Source organism: Mycoplasma sp. 06067-C1-B144P-99-0482-3 (genome assembly GCF_051053925.1).
GTDB lineage: Bacteria > Bacillota_I > Bacilli_A > Mycoplasmatales > Mycoplasmataceae > Mycoplasma > Mycoplasma leachii.
On the sequence record NZ_CP144017.1, the window covers coordinates 282,388 to 301,420 of the forward strand.

Sequence of the window (19,033 nt, forward strand, 5' to 3'; positions counted from 1 at the left end):
TGGTACTATAAGTTATAATTATATTATCAAAGAAATTAGAGAATAATAGATCTATTCTAACAAGCCTAATTTATCTTTGAGTTCATGGGAAAACCTTGAACAATCACTTTTAACCCTCAATACGATTCCTGAGATCTCGTCAACTAACTCACTAGGTAATCCATTGGGGTATTTTTTTATGTATAAGAGTGTTTTGTCTAATCCACTATGAATTCTTCTTGTTTGGTTTATCATTGTTAGTATTTTTAAATCTTCTTTTCTACTTTCATCTAATTGTTTTCTTCTAACAAAATCAACTTCAACTCAATCAGTTGAACCAATTTCTAATGGCTTTGCAATATAGCGTTTAGTATCTGTTCTAAAGTAAAGTTGTTCATCTGAACCAATTACAAGTTGAATATTTTCTTTTTTATAAAATCTAAAACGTTTACCAAATTCATCGTATGGAGCATAAATTTTAGTTTTATACTCTGCTACACCATTTGCAAATTTTCTAGGTATAGGTAGGTCAAAGAATTTTTCAACTTCATTTTCACCTAGTTGTCTAAATGCATTATCTCTTTTTCTTTTTTTACATTTACTATTAACAAAATCTATTAATTTGTGTTTTATTTGATTTGCTTGTTCAATTGTTTTTATATCATTTTGTTTAAAGAAGAAAGGTGCATTTTTTTGGACTGTATCTCACATTCTTTCAACATGTGGTTTTGCATTAGCATTAGATGAAGAAATCACCTCTATACCCCTATTTTCAAGCTCTAAACGCGTTCTAGCGTTATTTCTTTCATCTTTTTTAAAATTAGCTCTATTATCAGTAATAATTCTTTGAGGATAGCCATAAGTTCTAAATATTGTTTCAAAAATTTTTTGATAAGAATTTAAAGATTCTTCGTATTCTTCAAAACACATATCAAGTATTTGATTAGTTCCAACATCAACAGCCATAACACATGTTGCTATTGTGTTATTTTGAAAATAATAATGAGTACATCCATCTACTTCTATTACCTGTCCAAATTTATAATTGTTTGCTACTGCTAGTCTGTGTTTTTCTACGTTTTTAGGCACATAAAAAACTAGCTCATTGCTATACCTAATTAATTTTCCTTCTTCTTGTTGTCTTCTTATTTTTTTAACTTCTTTTTTGGTTTTACGTTTGCAATAAGGGCTTGCATAACCTTGTTGTATTAGTCTCCTATTTAAAGTTGAATAAGAAATTTTATTTTTAGTGTTAGTTGACATAAGAGTGCTGTGATAGTTTTCTAAAGTTAAATAAGAACAACTAGCATTATTTACATCTCCACCAGTTATTTTTACTTGTTCTTGGTATTTTTCACCTAAATTATGTATTATCTCATCACTATATTTTTGAGCATTTTTATTATTAGTGTTTTTATGTGAAAGAATTAGCTCTGCTTCCTTGTTCTTTCATTTAATATATTCACTTTTATATTTTTTTACAGTAGAAAGTGATTTTTGAAACTGTATAGCGATTGATAACAACTTTCTGTTAGGCTCTTTTTCAAAAGTATCTATTATAAGTTTCTTTTTTTCATTAAACTTTTTATTTTCTTGGATAACAAACATTAGACCTCCTGTTCAATTATAAGACCACAGATCTGTGGTCTTATAATTGGTCTGGTACCATTTTGTTTAATAATCCAACAAAAAAATATAATTTATTATGCTTTTATGCTTAAATATGATATAATAAAGACGTGAAGAAGTCAAGAAATGATGTAAAAAGACAATGAAGAACATCAATAGCAAGAGTTAAAAAAGGCGAATACTTATCAATTGGAGTGCCAAGACCAGATAACAAAGGTTTTGTATATAGATTAGGATATGGATATTTACATGAATTAAAACAATATCATGATGATCCGCTAGCAATTATCAAAGCAATTATTGCAAACTTTCCATTGTCTTGAACAAAAGAACAAGCAAGAACTAAATTAGATGAAATTTTTAAAGAGAAAAAAGAAACCAAAAAAGAAGTTTTAGAAAGGTTTAAAGGTTACGAAGTAGTTTAAAAACTATTTGATTATTTCAATATTTTTAATGATTGTTCTCCCACAAAATCGACAACATTAAAAGATGTTGTTTTACAGTTGATTTATCAAAGAATTAAAAATCCAATAAGTGTTTTTAACACTTATAAGACAGCAAAAAAAGAAAAAATAGACACTCATTCAAAAAATTCATTTTATAGATCATTAGACTATATAGCAAAAAACAAAGATGAAATTTTAAGAAATTTAAATGCAAAAATTTGTGCAAATACCAATAGAAAAATTGATGTATTATGATTTGACGCAACAACTACTTATTTTGAAACATTTTCTCGTGAAGGTTATAAAAAAACTGGTTATTCAAAAGATGGAAAATTTAAAGAAGACCAGATTGTTATAGGTATGGCAACTGATGAAAATGAAATACCGTTACACTACAAAATATTTCCAGGAAATGTTGCTGATTCAAATACTTTAATACCATTTATGCTTGAAATTGCAGATATTTATGAAGTTAACAGTGTAACTATAATTGCTGACAAAGGAATGAGTGTTAATAGAAATATTAGATTTTTAGAATCTAAGAATTGAAAATACATAATCTCATACAGAATAAAAGCTGGAAGCAAACAATTTAAAGAGTATATATTAGATGAAAAAGATTATATAAATGATGGTGGTTTGATATACAAAACTCGTGATATTGCATCTTCATACAATAAAAAAAGAATTAATGGACATTTTAGAAGACAAATAATTAGTTTTAGTCAAAAACGAGCAACTAAAGACAAAAATGATAGAGACATTTTAATTCAAAATTTCACTAAGAAAATGAATAAAGATAATCTTGTTTCTTGTGATGATTTAGCGGGATCTAAAAAATATAGATTCTTTAAACCTATAAACAAAGGTGCATTTTATGAACTTGACATAGAAAAAATACAAGAAAATCAAAAATATGATGGATACTATGTTTATGAAACAAACAGAACAGATTTATCAGTAAAAGAAGTTATTAATTTATATTCAAAACAATGACAAATTGAGTCTAATTTCAAGACATTAAAAGGTAAATTATCTCTTCGTCCAATGTATTTATCAACTTGAAACCATATTGTTGGTTACATTTGTTTATGTTTCATTTCATTAGTGTTTTTAAACTACATCATCTACATTCTAAATTCAAAATTAGGACTGACTGGAAAAAGCAAAATCACTGAGCATAAAGTGATTAATGTTATCAAAGAAGTTAAAGAAATTGAAGTATTTGTAAATAAACAAAAAATCGAAACTATACAAGTGTATAATGATGAGTTACAAGAAAGTTGGCAAACTTATCAAATATTATTAGAGCTTTTAACAAAAGAAAAAGTCACTTAGACATTACATTATAAAAAACATAACTTATGAGATCAAAAATTTACATAAGTATGTTTTTTTGTTTTATGCTTAAACTGGGAAACGTAGGTTTTAAAAACAGTTATTTATATGATCATTTACCAAATAAAAACATTAATTGATTTAGAAAAATCATAATTAAAATTTATAATATTATTCAACCTTTACTATAATTTTTTTAGTTTATAGAGATTATTTTTTTATTCTTATTATTTTATTGAATTTAGCATATTTTTATATATAATATAAAATTGTGTTAATTCGATACACTCGGAAATGTGAAAGGAGGAAAATACATGCCAACAATTAATCAATTAGTTAAAGTTAACCGTAAAGCAAAAACATGAAAAACTAAAGCTCCAGCCTTAAACAGAGGGATTAATACTTTAATTAAAAAAGTTACTAAAATAGCATCACCACAAAAACGTGGAGTATGTACGCGTGTTGCAACAATGACACCTAAAAAACCTAACTCAGCGCTACGTAAATACGCTCGTGTTAGATTAACAAACGGAATGGAAGTTAATGCTTATATTCCAGGAGAAGGACATAATTTACAAGAACATAGTGTTGTTTTAATTCGTGGAGGACGTGTTAAAGATTTACCAGGGGTTAGATATCACGTTATTAGAGGTACTTTAGATACTCAAGGTGTAGCAAAACGTTCACAAGGACGTTCATTATATGGAGTAAAAAGACCTAAAGTTAAAAAATAAGAAAATAAATAGTAATAAGTAAACCGTGTATATCAAATTAAAAAGAACACATTAAGTAGCATATTTATAATAAAAAGAAAGGAGTTATTACCATGCGTAAAAATAAAGCAGAAAAAAGAGATGTTTTAGCAGATCCAATTTATAATTCTAAATTAGTTACTCGTGCAATTAATAAAATTATGTTAGATGGTAAAAGAGGAATTGCTCAGTCAATTATTTATGATGCATTTAATATAATTAAAGAAAAAACTAATAAAGAAGCAATTGAAGTATTTAATAAAGCTATTGAAAATATTAAACCTCACTTAGAATTAAAAGTTCGTCGTATTGGAGGAGCTAACTATCAAGTTCCTGTAGAAGTTTCAGCTGAAAGACAAATCACTTTAGCTTTACGTTGATTAATTAATTATGCAAGATTAAGAAACGAAAAAGTTATGACAATTAAATTAGCTAATGAAATTATTGATGCATCAAATAATATTGGTGGATCAGTTAAAAAACGTGAAGATACTCATAAAATGGCAGAAGCAAATAAAGCATTTGCACACTATCGTTGATAATTAGAAAGGAAAATTAATAAATGGCTAGAGAATACAGTTTATTAAATACTCGTAATATTGGTATTATGGCTCATATTGATGCTGGTAAGACTACTACTACTGAACGTATTTTATTTCACACTGGAAAAATTCATAAAATAGGTGAAACACATGAAGGTGCTTCACAAATGGACTGAATGGCTCAAGAGCAAGAACGTGGGATTACTATTACATCTGCTGCTACAACTGCATTCTGAAAAAATACAAGATTTAACATTATCGATACTCCAGGTCACGTAGATTTTACTGTTGAAGTTGAACGTTCATTAAGAGTTTTAGATGGTGCTGTTGCTGTTTTAGATGGTCAATCTGGTGTTGAGCCTCAAACTGAAACTGTTTGAAGACAAGCAACAAATTATAGAGTTCCTCGTATTGTTTTTGTTAATAAAATGGATAAAACAGGTGCTGATTTTATTTATTCAGTAAAAACTATTGGTGATAGATTAGGTGCTAAAGCTGCTCCAATTCAATTACCAATTGGAGCTGAAGAAAACTTCACAGGTATTATTGATTTAGTTGAAATGAAAGCTTATGAGTTTGATGGAAAACCTGAAGAAAATTATAAAGAAATAGAAATTCCTGCTAATTTATTAGAACAAGCTAAAGAATTAAGAGCGCATTTAGTTGAAGTTGCTGTTGAATATGATGAAGAATTATTAATGAAATTTTTAGATGGTGGAGAAATTAGTATTTCTGAATTAAAATCAGCAATTAGAAAAGGTGTAATTAATGCCGACTTTTTCCCAGTATTAGCTGGTTCAGCATTTAAAAATAAAGGTGTTAAATTATTATTAGATGCTGTTGTTGATTATTTACCATCACCTATAGATATTCCATCAATTAAAGGAATTTTACCAACAGGTGAAGAAGTTGAAAGACATGCAAGTGATACTGAACCTTTTTCGGCATTAGCATTTAAAGTTATGACTGATCCATTTGTTGGAAAATTAACATTCTTTAGAGTATATTCAGGAATCTTAACTAAAGGTAGTTATATATTAAACTCAACTAAACAACAAAAAGAGCGTGTTGGTCGTATTTTACAAATGCATGCAAATAACCGTACTGAAATTGAAGAAGTTTATTCTGGTGATATTGCTGCAGCTGTTGGATTAAAAAATACTACAACTGGTGATACTTTGTGTGATGAAAAACATGAAATAATTTTAGAATCAATGGTATTTCCTGAACCTGTTATCCAATTAGCATTAGAACCAAAAACTAAAGCTGATCAAGAAAAAATGAGTATTGCTTTATCAAAATTAGCTGAAGAAGATCCAACTTTTAGAACTTATACAGATGATGAAACTGGACAAACAATTATTGCTGGTATGGGTGAATTACACTTAGACATTATTGTTGATCGTATGAAACGTGAATTTAATGTAGCAACTAATGTTGGTGCTCCACAAGTTTCATATCGTGAAACTATTAAATTACCAGGAAAAGCTGAAGGTAAATATATCAAACAATCTGGAGGACGTGGTTCATATGGTCATGTTGTGATTGAATTTGAACCAAACAAAGACAAAGGATTTGAATGAGTTGATAAAATTACTGGAGGACGTGTTTCAAAAGAATATATTAACTCAGCACGTGTAGGTTTAGAAAATGCATTAAGAAACGGAGTTATTGCAGGATATCCAATGATTGATGTTAAAGCAACAATTGTTGATGGATCAATGCATGAAGTTGACTCAAATGAAATGGCATATAAAATTGCTGCTTCAATGGCTTTAAAAGAAGCCTCTAAAAAAATGAATCCAGTTGTTTTAGAACCAATTATGAATGTTGAAGTAACAGTTCCAGATGAATATTATGGAGATGTTATGGGAAATATTTCTTCAAAACGTGGAATGATTGAAGGTTCAGAACAAAGAGGAAATGCTCAAACAATTAAATCAAAAGTACCATTAACTGAAATGTTTGGATACGCTACTGAATTACGTTCATTTACTCAAGGACGTGGAAATTACACTATGATATTTAGTCATTATGCAGAAGCTCCAAAAGCAATTGCTGATGAAATTATTAAAAAATCAGGTAAATAATATTTTTTGAATTAAGTATTAAATAAGTGTAAAATATATAATAGTAAAAACGCCCCAAAAGGGGCAGACAAAATAGTAGAAATATATCTATTATTCTTGATTTGTTATAGAAATTTTAAGGAGAAAAAAACATGGCAAAAGAACAATTTGACCGTAGTTTACCTCACGTTAATATTGGAACAATTGGACACGTTGATCATGGTAAAACTACACTAACTGCTGCAATTACTAAAGTTTTATCTGAACAAGGTAATGCAGAATTCAAAGATTATGCAAATATTGATAATGCCCCAGAAGAAAGAGAACGTGGTATTACAATTAATACTGCACACGTTGAATATAAAACAGCTAACAGACACTATGCACACGTAGATTGCCCAGGTCACGCTGACTATGTTAAAAATATGATTACTGGAGCAGCACAAATGGATGGAGCTATTTTAGTTGTTGCTGCAACTGATGGACCAATGCCACAAACTAGAGAACACATTTTATTATCAAGACAAGTTGGAGTTCCAAAAATTGTTGTTTTCTTAAACAAATGTGATATGGTTGAAGATGACGAAATGATCGATCTAGTTGAAATGGAAATTAGAGATCTATTAACTGAATATGACTTTGACGGAGAAGGAGCACCAGTTATTAGAGGTTCAGCTTTAGGAGCATTAAATGGTGATTCAAAATGAACTGGAGCAATTAATGAATTAATGGCAGCAGTTGATGAATACATCCCAACTCCACAAAGAGATGCAGATAAAACTTTCTTAATGCCAGTTGAAGATGTATTTACAATTACTGGACGTGGAACTGTTGCAACAGGACGTGTTGAACGTGGAACTGTTAAAGTAAACGAAGAAGTTGAAATTATTGGATTAAAAGAAGAACCAACTAAAACTGTTGTTACTGGATTAGAAATGTTTAGAAAACTACTTGATTTTGCTGTGGCTGGAGATAATGTTGGAGCATTATTACGTGGTGTTGACAGACATTCAGTAGAACGTGGACAAGTTTTAGCAAAACCTGGAACTATTAAACCACATACTGTATTAAAAGCTTCAGTTTATGCTTTAACTCAAGAAGAAGGTGGACGTCATAAACCATTCTTTAATAAATACCGCCCTCAATTCTACTTCCGTACAACTGATGTTACTGGAGAAGTTACTTTACCAGAAGGAACTGATATGGTAATGCCTGGTGACAATGTTGAAATGGAAATTCAATTAATTAAACCTGTTGCTGTTGAAGAAGGAACTAAGTTCTCAATCCGTGAAGGTGGAAGAACAATTGGTGCTGGAACAGTTATCTCAATTGAAAAATAATTTATTAAATAATTTATAAAAGAACTAGTATATACTAGTTCTTTTTATTTTTTAAAATCTAGTATTTTTCTAAATCATAAACTATATAAAATATATTTTATAAACTAGAAAGGAAAAAGAATGAAAAAAATACTAGATTTTAGAAAGGCTAAAGAGAGTAACTTACACGAATTTTTTTCAAAATTTGCTAAATCAATTTTGACTTTTGTTGCTCTTTTACCTGCAGCTGGATTGACAATTATTTTAGGAAAAATAATTGGTCCTTTAGGGCTAGGACAAATTAAGGCTTCAGCTAAAGTGTTTAATCAAATTGGTGGTGTTATTGAAACTGTTGGTTGAGCAGCTTTTAGTCATATGGGTTTATTGTTTGCTGTTGCAATTGGTGGTACTTGATCTAAAAATAGATATGGTGGTTCATTTGCTGCTGCGTTTGCATATTTTATTTTATTAGCTGTTGGTTCTTCAATGTTTGTAACAAGAACTGATCCTAATACTGAAGAACTACAATTTTTAAACTACACTTTAGGTAGATGAGAAAAACATGAATTATTTTTTAGTAGCCAAGAAGGAGTTATGTCTATTAGATATGATGCTATTGGTGGAATTATAATGGGATTTGTTGGTGCTACAATTTATAATAAGTATTACAACTTTAACAAATTACCACAAGCATTATCATTTTTTAATGGTGCAAGATTTGTTCCTTTTATGGTAATTATTATTGTATTACCAATATCTGTTGGTATTGGACTAATTTGACCATTATTTCAAACTGTAATTAATTATTTAGGAAACTTTTTTGCAAAAGAACAAAAATTGAAATTTTTAGCTCCATTTTTATATGGAACTTCAGAAAGATTACTACTACCATTTGGATTACATCATATGATCACAATTCCTATGAATTATAGTCAATTAGGTGGAAATGTAGATTTTACAAATTCAAGTCAATTTACTAATACAAATGAACAAAACGCTAAGATTATTGCTGAATTTTTTAACAGTTTATCAAATAAAGAAGCTTTAAAAGCACAAGGACAAGAAAAAATCTGATTAAGTTGAATTACTGCATTAGGAAACGTAAAAAGTGAATGAACTGATTATGCAGCAAAACACACTAATGTTAATGGATTATCAATGCAACAAGTTTATGAAATAGTATTAGACTCAGTTGTACCAGTAAGATTTAAAGTTGGACAAATGATTACTTCATCAGGTTCATTAGTTGGTGCTGGATTAGGTATGGCATTTGCGATTCCTAAAGAAAAAAGAGCTAGATACTCTTCAATTTATTTTTCAGGATTAGCTGCTTGCTTATTAACTGGAGTTACAGAACCAATTGAATTTATTTTTATGTTTTCAGCTCCTTTATTATATGTTTTACATGCAATTCTAACTGGAGTAGCATTTGGAATTAGTGATTTTATTCCAATGAGAATTCATGCATTTGGAGGAATTGAAACATTAATTAAATACCTATTTGTATTTGGTCCAACTTCAATAACTGGAATTGGTATTAAAGGTATTTTATGAATTCAAGGTTTATGGTTATTATTAGTAACTATTGCTTTTGGTGGAATTTATTTTGTTGTATTTTACTTCTTTACTAAAAAAACTAAACCGGCAATACCTGGATTTACTAATGATGAATCATCAACTAGTGTTGAAGAAAAGCAAGAATATAAACCAAAAACAATAAAAGCAGATAAAACTGTTAAAACTATAGTTAATTTATTAGGTGGATTAGATAATCTAGAAGATGTTGATGCATGCATGACTAGATTAAGAGTTAAAGTTAAAGATAAAACAAAAGTTGAAAATAAATTTAAAGAATTAACTGGTGCTGTTGGTGTTTTAAATAAAGGAGTTTCTTTACAAATTGTTTATGGTCCGAAAGCTGATATATATAAAGGTGAAATATTAGAGCTATTAGAAAGAAATAAAAATGCCAAAACCAAATAATATTACTAAAGAAATGTTGGAATATTCATTTCCAATTAAACAAAGAATTTTTGATCCTAAAAATGAATATTTAATAACAACTAAAGTTTCTGATCTTTGAACTGCTAATAATAACTTATTTATCGAGATTACTTTTTCAAATTTACAAAAAGCAACTTTTCAAATTCAACTTTTTGAATCAAATATTATTAACTTAAAGTTATTTCAAAAAACAATATCTACTTTATTTAATGAACATTTAAATAATAATTTAAAACAAAAGCCAATTAATTTTATAAAAACTAAAGATCAAATAATTATTGATTTAGATAATGATGAAAAATTAGTTTTTAGCATTAATCCTTTTGTTTTAATGATTTTAGATAGTAATCAAAACATTAAAACTAGAACTACTTTAAGAACGGGGTATCAATTTTTTGAAGGATTTATCAATCCTAATTTGGGAATTGAAATTGATCAAAACAAAACTCAAAAATTTTTTATGTCGTTTGATATTGAAAATGATGAAAAATTCTATGGACTTGGTGAAAAGTTTAGACCTTTAGTTAAAAATGGAGTTGAGTCTGTTATTTGAAATTCTGATAATTCTTGTGTAACAAATAATGATTTAGCTTATAATGGTTTGCCATTATTATATTCAACTAATAAGTGAGGTTTTTTAGTTAATACAAGTTGTAAAACTACATTTGAAATAGGTTCTCCAACAACTGATATATTATCTTTTAAAGTTGATCAAGATTATTTGGATTTATATTTATTTTCAAATCAAAACTTAAAAGAATTAGTCTCAAGTTATACTTTGTTAACTAACAGAATTTCAAAAGTTCCAGATATTGGATATGGAGTTTGATTAAATAGACTTTATTATCATAACTATGAAGAATTATTTGAAGCAATTAATAAGGTAAAAGAATTAAATTATCCACTAGATGTTATTACTTTAGATCCAAAATGGTTAAAAAATAGATATACAAAAAGTTGTAATTTTGAATATAATACTGATGCTTTTGGTGATTTTAAAAAGCTATTTGATGATGTTAAAGCTAATGGTTTAGAAATGTGTTTTTGAATTAATCCATACATTCAAAATGATGGATTAAAAAACTCTAAATTTTTATTTGAAAACGATTTGCTAGTTAAAAGTAAAAATGGCGGTTATGCTCATCCATGAACTGGAACTGAAACATATCAAGAAAATAATTACATAATTGATTTTACAAATCCAAAAGCTTATAACTGATATAAAGATCAAATCAAAAAATTATTTAAATTAGGTCTAAGATTTGTTAAACCTGATTATGGAGATGGTTTACCTGAAGATGCTATTTTATTTAATAATTATCAAGCAAAAGATTTTAAACAATATTTTATGTTTTTATATGTTAAATGTTGTTATGAAGCTGGTGAAGAATTTTTTGGAATTGGTAAAAATGTTGTAGTTAGTCGTCCAGGATATATTGGAACTCAAAAATTTGTTGGTAAGTGATCTGGAGATAGCATAACTAGTTTTAGTGATTTAAAAAATCATTTACAAGCAGGTCTTTCTTTGAGTTTAGCTGGTGAAGTGATTTGAGGAACTGATATTGGAGGATTTGTTCAATCTCAGGATTTTAGTTTAGATTTATATAATCGTTGAACTCAAATAGGAATGTTAAATACTTTTTCAAGATATCATGCTTTAGGTCAAAGAGAACCTTGAAGATTTGATAAAAACACTTTAGATAATTCAATTAAATGAGCTAAGTTTAAAAAAACTTTATTACCAGAATTTAAAGTTTGAGAACAAGAATCAATTAAAAAAGGATTACCAATACTAAGACCGATGGTTTTAGAAAATGAAAATAATAAAATTGCTAGATTAATAGATGATCAATATTATATTGGTCAAAATATTTTAGTGTGTCCAATATTAAAACAAAATTCAACTAATAGAGAAGTTTTCTTACCAGATGGATCTTGATATAAATTAGATGACAAATCAAAAATATATCAAGGTAACTGTTTATATAGTTTTGATGTATGTTGAGATGAGATTTTAATATTTGTTAAAAATAATTCAGCTATTTTAAGATTTGATAATGGTAGTTATAATTTTAAAAATGTTAAAGATCAAGTTATAGAAATTGATATTTATGGTCAAGTTAATAATTTAGAGTATCAATTTGAAATAGGTGATGTTTTAAATAAAATATCTATTATTAATAATCAAATTTATCCTAATTCAAACCACAAATTTATTGTAAAAAAATAATATTAGTTTAATAAATTTTAATAAAAGAAAAAACTGAACAATTTTCTTATTTATAAGTTAATTAGTTCAGTTTTTTAGTAATTTAAAATAATAAAATTTAATACTAGTTATTAATATCTATGTGTCTAAATATTAGTTATTAGATAGTTTAAAATGTTATTATATACTTAGAATTAAAGGAGATATATATGATTAAATTTAATGATAAAAAAGAAGAATTAACTTTAGTTTGTTTAACTGAAGTTAATGATAAACCTTATGTATCAGATACTGATTTATCAACTACATTTATTAGTGAAGATAAAACCATTTATATGGTAATTAAAAAAGATAATAAATGTTTAAAAACTAAAATTAGAAATGCCTTTAAAAAATTTGTTCTAGCTAATAAATTTAATTTAAATGTTGACGTTGATTCATTCTTAGTATTTTTTGATATGTGTGGATGTAAAAAAGATGCTATTGAAGCAATTTATGAAACAATTGCTTTTGAAACATTTGATAAAGTAAGCTATAAAAAAGATAGTAAACCAAATGAAGTAATTTATAACTTAATTACAAATGAAGATGTTAAAGAACTAGAAGAAAAAGAAGCTATTAAAATGGAATTTGTAAACTTTGCAAGAACTTTACAAGATACTCCACCAAATATTGCAACAAGTGAATATTTAGCTGAAAAAATAATTCAAAAAGCAAAAGAAATAGATGAACTTAAAGTTACTGTTTTAGGTAAAAAAGAAGCTACTAAATTAGGAATGAACTTATTTTTAGCAGTTAATGCAGGATCAATATATGAACCACAAGCTGTAGTTTTAGAATATGTTGGTGATGAAAATGAACCAAAAAAAGCTTTAGTTGGAAAAGGAATTACTTTTGATAGTGGTGGGTATAATTTAAAACCTTCAAGTGCTATGGAAGGTATGAAATTTGATATGTCTGGAGCTGCTATTATGCTTTCAACTGTTATGGCATTAGCTAAAATGAAAGCTAAAGCTAATATTGTTGGAATTGGTATGTTTACAGATAATAGAATTGGATCAACTGCTACTTTACCTCAATCAGTTGTTAAATCTATGAACGGATTAACTGTTGAAATTGATAATACAGATGCTGAAGGAAGATTAGTATTAGCTGATGGGATTACTTATGCAATTAGAGAAAAACAAGCAACTGAAATTTGAGAAGCTTCAACTCTAACTGGGGCTATGGTAATTGCTTTAGGAAGTTATGCTACTGGAGTATTTACAAATTGTGATAAGAGATGAGAATTAGTTTCTCAAACATCACACAAGACTAGTGAAAAAGTATGAAGAATGCCAATTTTTGATGAACACTTAGAAAAAGTTAAAGCAGATAGTGTAAATGCTGATTTAACTAACGCTGCTAAGGGAAGAGAAGCTGGTAGTTCTACTGCTGCAGCCTTTTTAAGTGCATTTGCTGAAGAAAAACCATTTGTTCATTTTGATATAGCTGGAACTGCAGATAAAGCTGGTAGAGGACAAGCAGTTTTAGTTAGAACTTTATTTGAAATATTTAATAAATAATAAAAATAATCATTTTGTGCGAAATAATTAGAAATAATTTATTTTACAGTTCCAATTTAATAATTAAATTAAAAAGGATCTATTAAAGATCCTTTTTTTCAATAATTGTAAATATTTTTTTATTTTAAAAAAAATTACAAAAAATAATAATATACATTTACTTGTAAATTTAGTTATAACATTAAAAAAATCATAAGATTTCTAAAAAATAAAATCTTATTCTGAATAGGTAATTTTTATGTTAAATTTAGGAAGATTTTCATTTCCAAATGTGTTTTGAACTTCTTTATTAAAGTCTTTAGTTATAATAACTTTTTTTACATCTCATTTACTTAAATTTTGTGAGAATGATTTGGCTCCACTAAATGTTCCTTGCATATTTTCAACATTAGAAGTAACTCAATTGGAAATATTTCGGTTGAATGATACTGCATATGCAAAAGTATTGTATAAACTTTTAACTTTTGACACATCTCAAGTTGCAATATTTCCATTAAAATTAGTAGCATCTCAAAACATTTGATTAATACTAGCTAAGCTAGAAGTTTCTCATTTATCTAAATCTTGATTAAATTTCTTTGCGCCTGCAAACATATCATCCATATCTCTAACATTGTTTACTTTTCATTCGTTTAAAGGCTGATTAAATTCTGCAGCATCCTTAAACATACCACTCATATCAACAACATTTGAAGTATTTCATTTTGATATATCCTGATTAAAATTAGATGCATCATCAAAAACAGTAGACATTTTTTTAATATTTTTAGTATCTCATAAATCTAAGTTTTCTACTTTTGATATTTTAGATTTAGAAAAAGCATCTTTAAGTGAATTAATTTTTAATGGCAAGTGCTTTGGAACTTCTGTAATAGTTTCTTGAATTTTATTAATTTGTACATCTGTATTTGAATTCTTTTTATATCCTATTTGAATTAGTTTTTTCTTATCAGAAGAATAAATCGTTTCTACTTCATTATTTAAAACTTTTTTAGGAGTAAAAATCACACTAGAACCATAAAGTCTTAATTTAATAGTATTTTTATTAGCGCTATTCCTATCTTCTTTTAGATTTTCATTTTCATTAACACCATTTTCAAGTTCAAGTTCATTTAAATCTTGTTCTTTTGCATAGACTAACAATTGATCTAAAACATCTTTATAGGTGTGAAATGCTGCAAAACCATTTTCTTGTTGTTTAAAAATTGCTTGTAATTTATTTTTTTCTTCTTCAGTTGCTGGTCTTTTAGGTTTTTCTTCTTCAGTTGCTGGTCTTTTAGGTTTTTCTTCTTCAGTTGCTGGTCTTTTAGGTTTTTCTTCTTCAGTTGCTGGTCTTTTAGGTTTTTCTTCTTCAGTTGCTGGTCTTTTAGGTTTTTCTTCTTCAGTTGCTGGTCTTTTAGGTTTTTCTTCTTCAGTTGCTGGTCTTTTAGGTTTTTCTTCTTCAGTTGCTGGTCTTTTAGGTTTTTCTTCTTCAGTTGCTGGTCTTTTAGGTTTTTCTTCTTCAGTTGCTGGTCTTTTAGGTTTTTCTTTTTTTGGATCAGAATTATTTGATTGATATGATGACATTTGATCAGAATTTGTATTCTCTTTATTTTGATTGTCAGATTTATAATTATTATTTTTACAACCAATTACAAATAAGCTTGATGCAGCTATTAAACCAAGTGATGATAAAATTGCTAATAATTTCTTCATTTCTTTTCCTTTTTAAATAGATTAATTTGACTTAAACATTTTAATATAAAAAAAAAAAAAAAAATCAAGATTTTTTTACGTTATTTTTCATAACATTCATAGCAATTATTAATAAATAAAAACACTAAATAGTAATAAAAAAATGAGATTACTCTTACCTTAATGTTAATATTAAATTTAAAAAAATAATAAAACAATTTACTTATTAATAATTAATATATTAACTTTTATTTTTTAACAAATTTACCTTGAGCTAAATTAGCATTTCCTCCACCTTTAGTTTCATAACCTTCTAAATTGTTAAAAATATCAATTGCTTTATATTTATTTTGTAAACTTTGACTAACTGCAACAACTATAAAATTATTTTCTTTTGTACTACTTAATAAAATAACAATTAAATCATTGTATTTATTTCTTAAATCATCTGCTAGTTGTTTTAAATCTTTAATAGTTAAATCAGTAGTTTCTAGTTTAATTTCATTAACGTTATCTTTATTTAAACTAGGAGTTAGATCTTTATATTTTAATAACTTATTATTTGTAATTAAATCATTAACTTTTTTATCATAATCTTTATTTAGAACTTTTAATTTATCTAATAAATCTTTTATTAGTATTAAATTGTCTTTATTAATAGCAATATTTTTTATTTGTAAATAAATATTTTCTAATTGATCATTTACTAAAAGATCTTTATTTTGATTATATTTATCAATAATAGATTCAGCTTGGTCTTTATATACTTTAAATTGTTCATTTAAATACTCATTAACTGCTCTAAATGAAGTTAAACATTTAATTCTATATAGACCACTACCTTTTGATTCAATTCCAGTTATAATAAAATCTTCTATTTCACTAGTATTATTAACATGAGTTCCACCACAAAGCTCTGAAGAAAAATCACCAAATTTAATAACTCTAACTATTTGATCATATTTTTCAGTAAAAAATGCTAAGGCTTGGTGTTTTTTTACTGATTCTTCTAAACTACAAAAATAAGTTTGTCTATCAATTTTATTTTTAATTTTTTCTAATACTAAGTTTTGAGCTTTTAAAAGTTCTTCACTAGTTGGTAATCTGTGATAAGTAAAGTCCATTCTCAAACCATTTTCATCATTATATGAACCAGATTGCATTACACTAGTTCCTAAAACTTCTCTTAAAGCATAATGGATCATATGAGTTCCTGAGTGATTTTTCATTGTATAGATTCTTTTTTCTTCATCAACTCTACAATTTATCAAATCGTTTACTTTTAAAGTACCTTGAACTTTTATTCTATGAATATTTTGATGCATCGGTCCTTGTTGAACATCAATTACAAAACCTTTCATTTGATCATTAAAAATAATTCCACTATCAGCAGCTTGTCCACCTTTTTCAGCATAAAAAGGAGTTTTATCTAAAATTACAAATACTTCTTGATCAGTTATTGATTCTACTTGTTTTTGATCTGTAAACATATAAACAACTTTAACATTATCTCTACTTAGTTCAGATCATCCAGTAAATTCAGATTCTACTTTTAGTTTTGTAAATAATTCATTTTGTTTATCTCAAGCTTTTAGATCTTTTCTAGCGTTTCTTGTTGCTTGTTTTGCTTGTTCTAATAAATTGTTAAATCCTTCAACATCAACTTGTACATTAGAAAGTTCAGAAATCTCAATAGTTTGCTCAATTGGAAAACCATATGATTCAAATAATAATAAAGCATCTTTATCACTAACTATATTTTTTGTTTTAATAATATTTTCTAAAAGATCATATCCTTTTGATAAAGTTTTTAAAAACTTTTCTTCTTCATCTTTAATAGTTTGTTCTACTAAAGTTTTTTTATCAATTAAATAAGGATAAAATTCTTTCATTGACTCAATGACACTATCAACTAATTTATATAAAAATGCTTGTTTAATTCCTAATTCTTTTCCAAAAACACAAGATCTTCTAATTAATCTTCTAATAATATATCCTCTATCTTTATTACCAGGAAATACACCATCAGAAATTGCAAAAACTGTAGCTCTTATATGATCTGCTATTACTTTAAAAGCAGTATTGATTCTAGTTTGTTTTTTATTAGGATTAAAATAATTGTCAATTGAGTATTTAAATTGGTTATTAGTTAGTTGTTCAACTTTTTTAATAGTTGGATAAAAAATGTCAGTTTCAAAGTTAGTAGGAGTGTTTTGAAAAATTGAAGCAAATCTTTCTAATCCAGCACCAGTATCTATATTTTTTCTAGGTAATTCAACATAGTTGTTGCTTCCATCATTATTAAATTGAGAAAAAACAATATTTCAAACTTCAATATAGCGATCATTTTCAATATCATCACTAATTAATCTAGATCCAATTTTATTTGGATCTCAAACTTCACCTCTATCGTAAAAAATTTCAGTATTTGGTCCACAAGGTCCTTGTCCTACATCTCAAAAATTAGTTTTTCTAGATAATCTAAAAATGTGATCTTCATCAATTTTAATAACATCTTTTCAGATATTGTAAGCTTCAATATCTTCATTAAAAACAGTAATATATAGCTTATTTTTATCAATATCAAAATAATTTTTATCTGTTAAAAGTTCTCAAGCTAATTGAATAGCCTCTTTTTTAAAATAATCACCAATTGAAAAGTTGCCAAGCATTTCAAACATAGTATGATGACGTGCTGTAACCCCAACATTTTCAATATCATTAGTTCTAATCGCTTTTTGAGAGTTAGTTAGTCTTGGTGAAGGCGGTGTTTTTCTACCATCAAAATATGGTTTTAAAGTAGCAACTCCTGAATTAATTCATAATAGTGATGGATCATCAACTGGAATTAGAGATACTGGCTCTAAAAAATAATGATTTTTAGAAATAAAAAAATCTAATCAGATTTTTCTTATTTGATTAGTTGACAATTTTTTCATAAAACCTCCTAATAATAAATAGATTATATAGATATATGAGTATTTAATAACTACCTATTAGTTAAAATTTAAATTTTAAATACTAAAAATAGAATAATTGTTAAAATTAACATTAAAAATCCACTTAAATAAAAAATTTTTTTTAATCTAATTAATTTAGCTTCTTTTAATTCTAATGTTTTTTGATATCTTCTTCTTTTGTCGTTAAAAAATTTTGTTGCTTGTCTATTTTTAATAAACCCAATTATAAATCCTATAAAAAATAAAATTGCTGTATATAAAACATTAAAGTAATTAATTCCTTTTCAATTACTTAAATGACTAATATTTAGTGTTAAATACCCAACTAAAACACTAATTAAGGATCCAATTATAAATATTAAAAAAACAATTAATCAACCAATTCATCCTAGTTTTTTTTCTTGTTGATATTCATAAAAATTCATTTTAAATTCACTAGAATCATAAACGCTTTCAATTGTTTGATTAACTTGTTTTTTATGTTGTTCTTTAGTGTACTTGTCAATTTCTTTTAGTTCTTTAAATACTTTAGATTTTTGCATATTAA

The 19,033-nt window shown here is 26.6% G+C and carries 11 protein-coding genes and 1 pseudogene; 8 read left to right on the forward strand and 4 right to left on the reverse strand.

Features of this window, described 5'->3' with window-relative positions:
• Nucleotides 1-51: 51 nt before the first annotated feature.
• Nucleotides 52-1,587, reverse strand: a complete 1,536-nt coding sequence (locus tag V2P32_RS01245; protein ID WP_434343361.1) for a hypothetical protein — start codon at nt 1,585-1,587, stop codon at nt 52-54.
• A gap of 131 nt (nt 1,588-1,718) precedes the next feature.
• Here V2P32_RS01245 and V2P32_RS01250 point away from each other — a divergent pair.
• The 8 genes and pseudogenes from V2P32_RS01250 to V2P32_RS01285 all read left to right on the forward strand — a co-directional run bounded on the left by V2P32_RS01250 (nt 1,719) and on the right by V2P32_RS01285 (nt 13,852).
• A pseudogene (locus tag V2P32_RS01250) lies at nt 1,719-3,392 on the forward strand (IS1634-like element IS1634 family transposase).
• A 314-nt stretch (nt 3,393-3,706) separates the two neighbouring features.
• Nucleotides 3,707-4,126 carry a 30S ribosomal protein S12 gene (rpsL, locus tag V2P32_RS01255; protein WP_008362393.1) on the forward strand — a complete coding sequence of 140 codons (420 nt, stop codon included), beginning with the start codon at nt 3,707-3,709 and terminating at the stop codon, nt 4,124-4,126.
• Between the two features lie 92 nt (nt 4,127-4,218).
• Nucleotides 4,219-4,686: a 30S ribosomal protein S7 gene (gene rpsG, locus V2P32_RS01260; RefSeq protein ID WP_434343761.1), complete on the forward strand. Its 468-nt coding sequence runs from the start codon at nt 4,219-4,221 to the stop codon at nt 4,684-4,686.
• 20 nt (nt 4,687-4,706) lie between these two features.
• Entirely contained in the window at nt 4,707-6,776 is a 2,070-nt protein-coding gene (gene fusA / locus V2P32_RS01265; protein ID WP_434343762.1) for an elongation factor G, read from the forward strand.
• Between the two features lie 131 nt (nt 6,777-6,907).
• Entirely contained in the window at nt 6,908-8,095 is a 1,188-nt protein-coding gene (gene tuf, locus V2P32_RS01270) for an elongation factor Tu (protein WP_011166362.1), read from the forward strand.
• Between the two features lie 120 nt (nt 8,096-8,215).
• A complete protein-coding gene (locus tag V2P32_RS01275) occupies nt 8,216-10,057 on the forward strand; it encodes a PTS transporter subunit EIIC (protein WP_434343763.1) in 1,842 nt (613 codons plus the stop codon).
• Complete coding sequence (locus V2P32_RS01280) at nt 10,041-12,308, forward strand: alpha-xylosidase (RefSeq protein ID WP_434343764.1); 2,268 nt, start codon at nt 10,041-10,043, stop codon at nt 12,306-12,308. The genes V2P32_RS01275 and V2P32_RS01280 overlap by 17 nt, the downstream gene beginning before the upstream one ends.
• 188 nt (nt 12,309-12,496) lie before the next feature.
• Complete coding sequence (locus tag V2P32_RS01285; protein WP_434343765.1) at nt 12,497-13,852, forward strand: M17 family metallopeptidase; 1,356 nt, start codon at nt 12,497-12,499, stop codon at nt 13,850-13,852.
• Nucleotides 13,853-14,068: 216 nt separating this feature from the next.
• On the opposite strand, the gene V2P32_RS01290 is transcribed toward V2P32_RS01285, so the two are convergent.
• The 3 genes from V2P32_RS01290 to V2P32_RS01300 form a co-directional block, all read right to left on the reverse strand.
• Nucleotides 14,069-15,547, reverse strand: a complete 1,479-nt coding sequence (locus tag V2P32_RS01290) for a BspA family leucine-rich repeat surface protein (RefSeq protein WP_434343766.1) — start codon at nt 15,545-15,547, stop codon at nt 14,069-14,071.
• Nucleotides 15,548-15,774: 227 nt separating this feature from the next.
• Nucleotides 15,775-18,465, reverse strand: coding sequence for an alanine--tRNA ligase (gene alaS, locus V2P32_RS01295; protein ID WP_434343767.1), 2,691 nt, complete (start codon nt 18,463-18,465; stop codon nt 15,775-15,777).
• A gap of 68 nt (nt 18,466-18,533) precedes the next feature.
• Complete coding sequence (locus tag V2P32_RS01300) at nt 18,534-19,028, reverse strand: hypothetical protein (RefSeq protein WP_434343768.1); 495 nt, start codon at nt 19,026-19,028, stop codon at nt 18,534-18,536.
• Nucleotides 19,029-19,033: the final 5 nt, after the last annotated feature.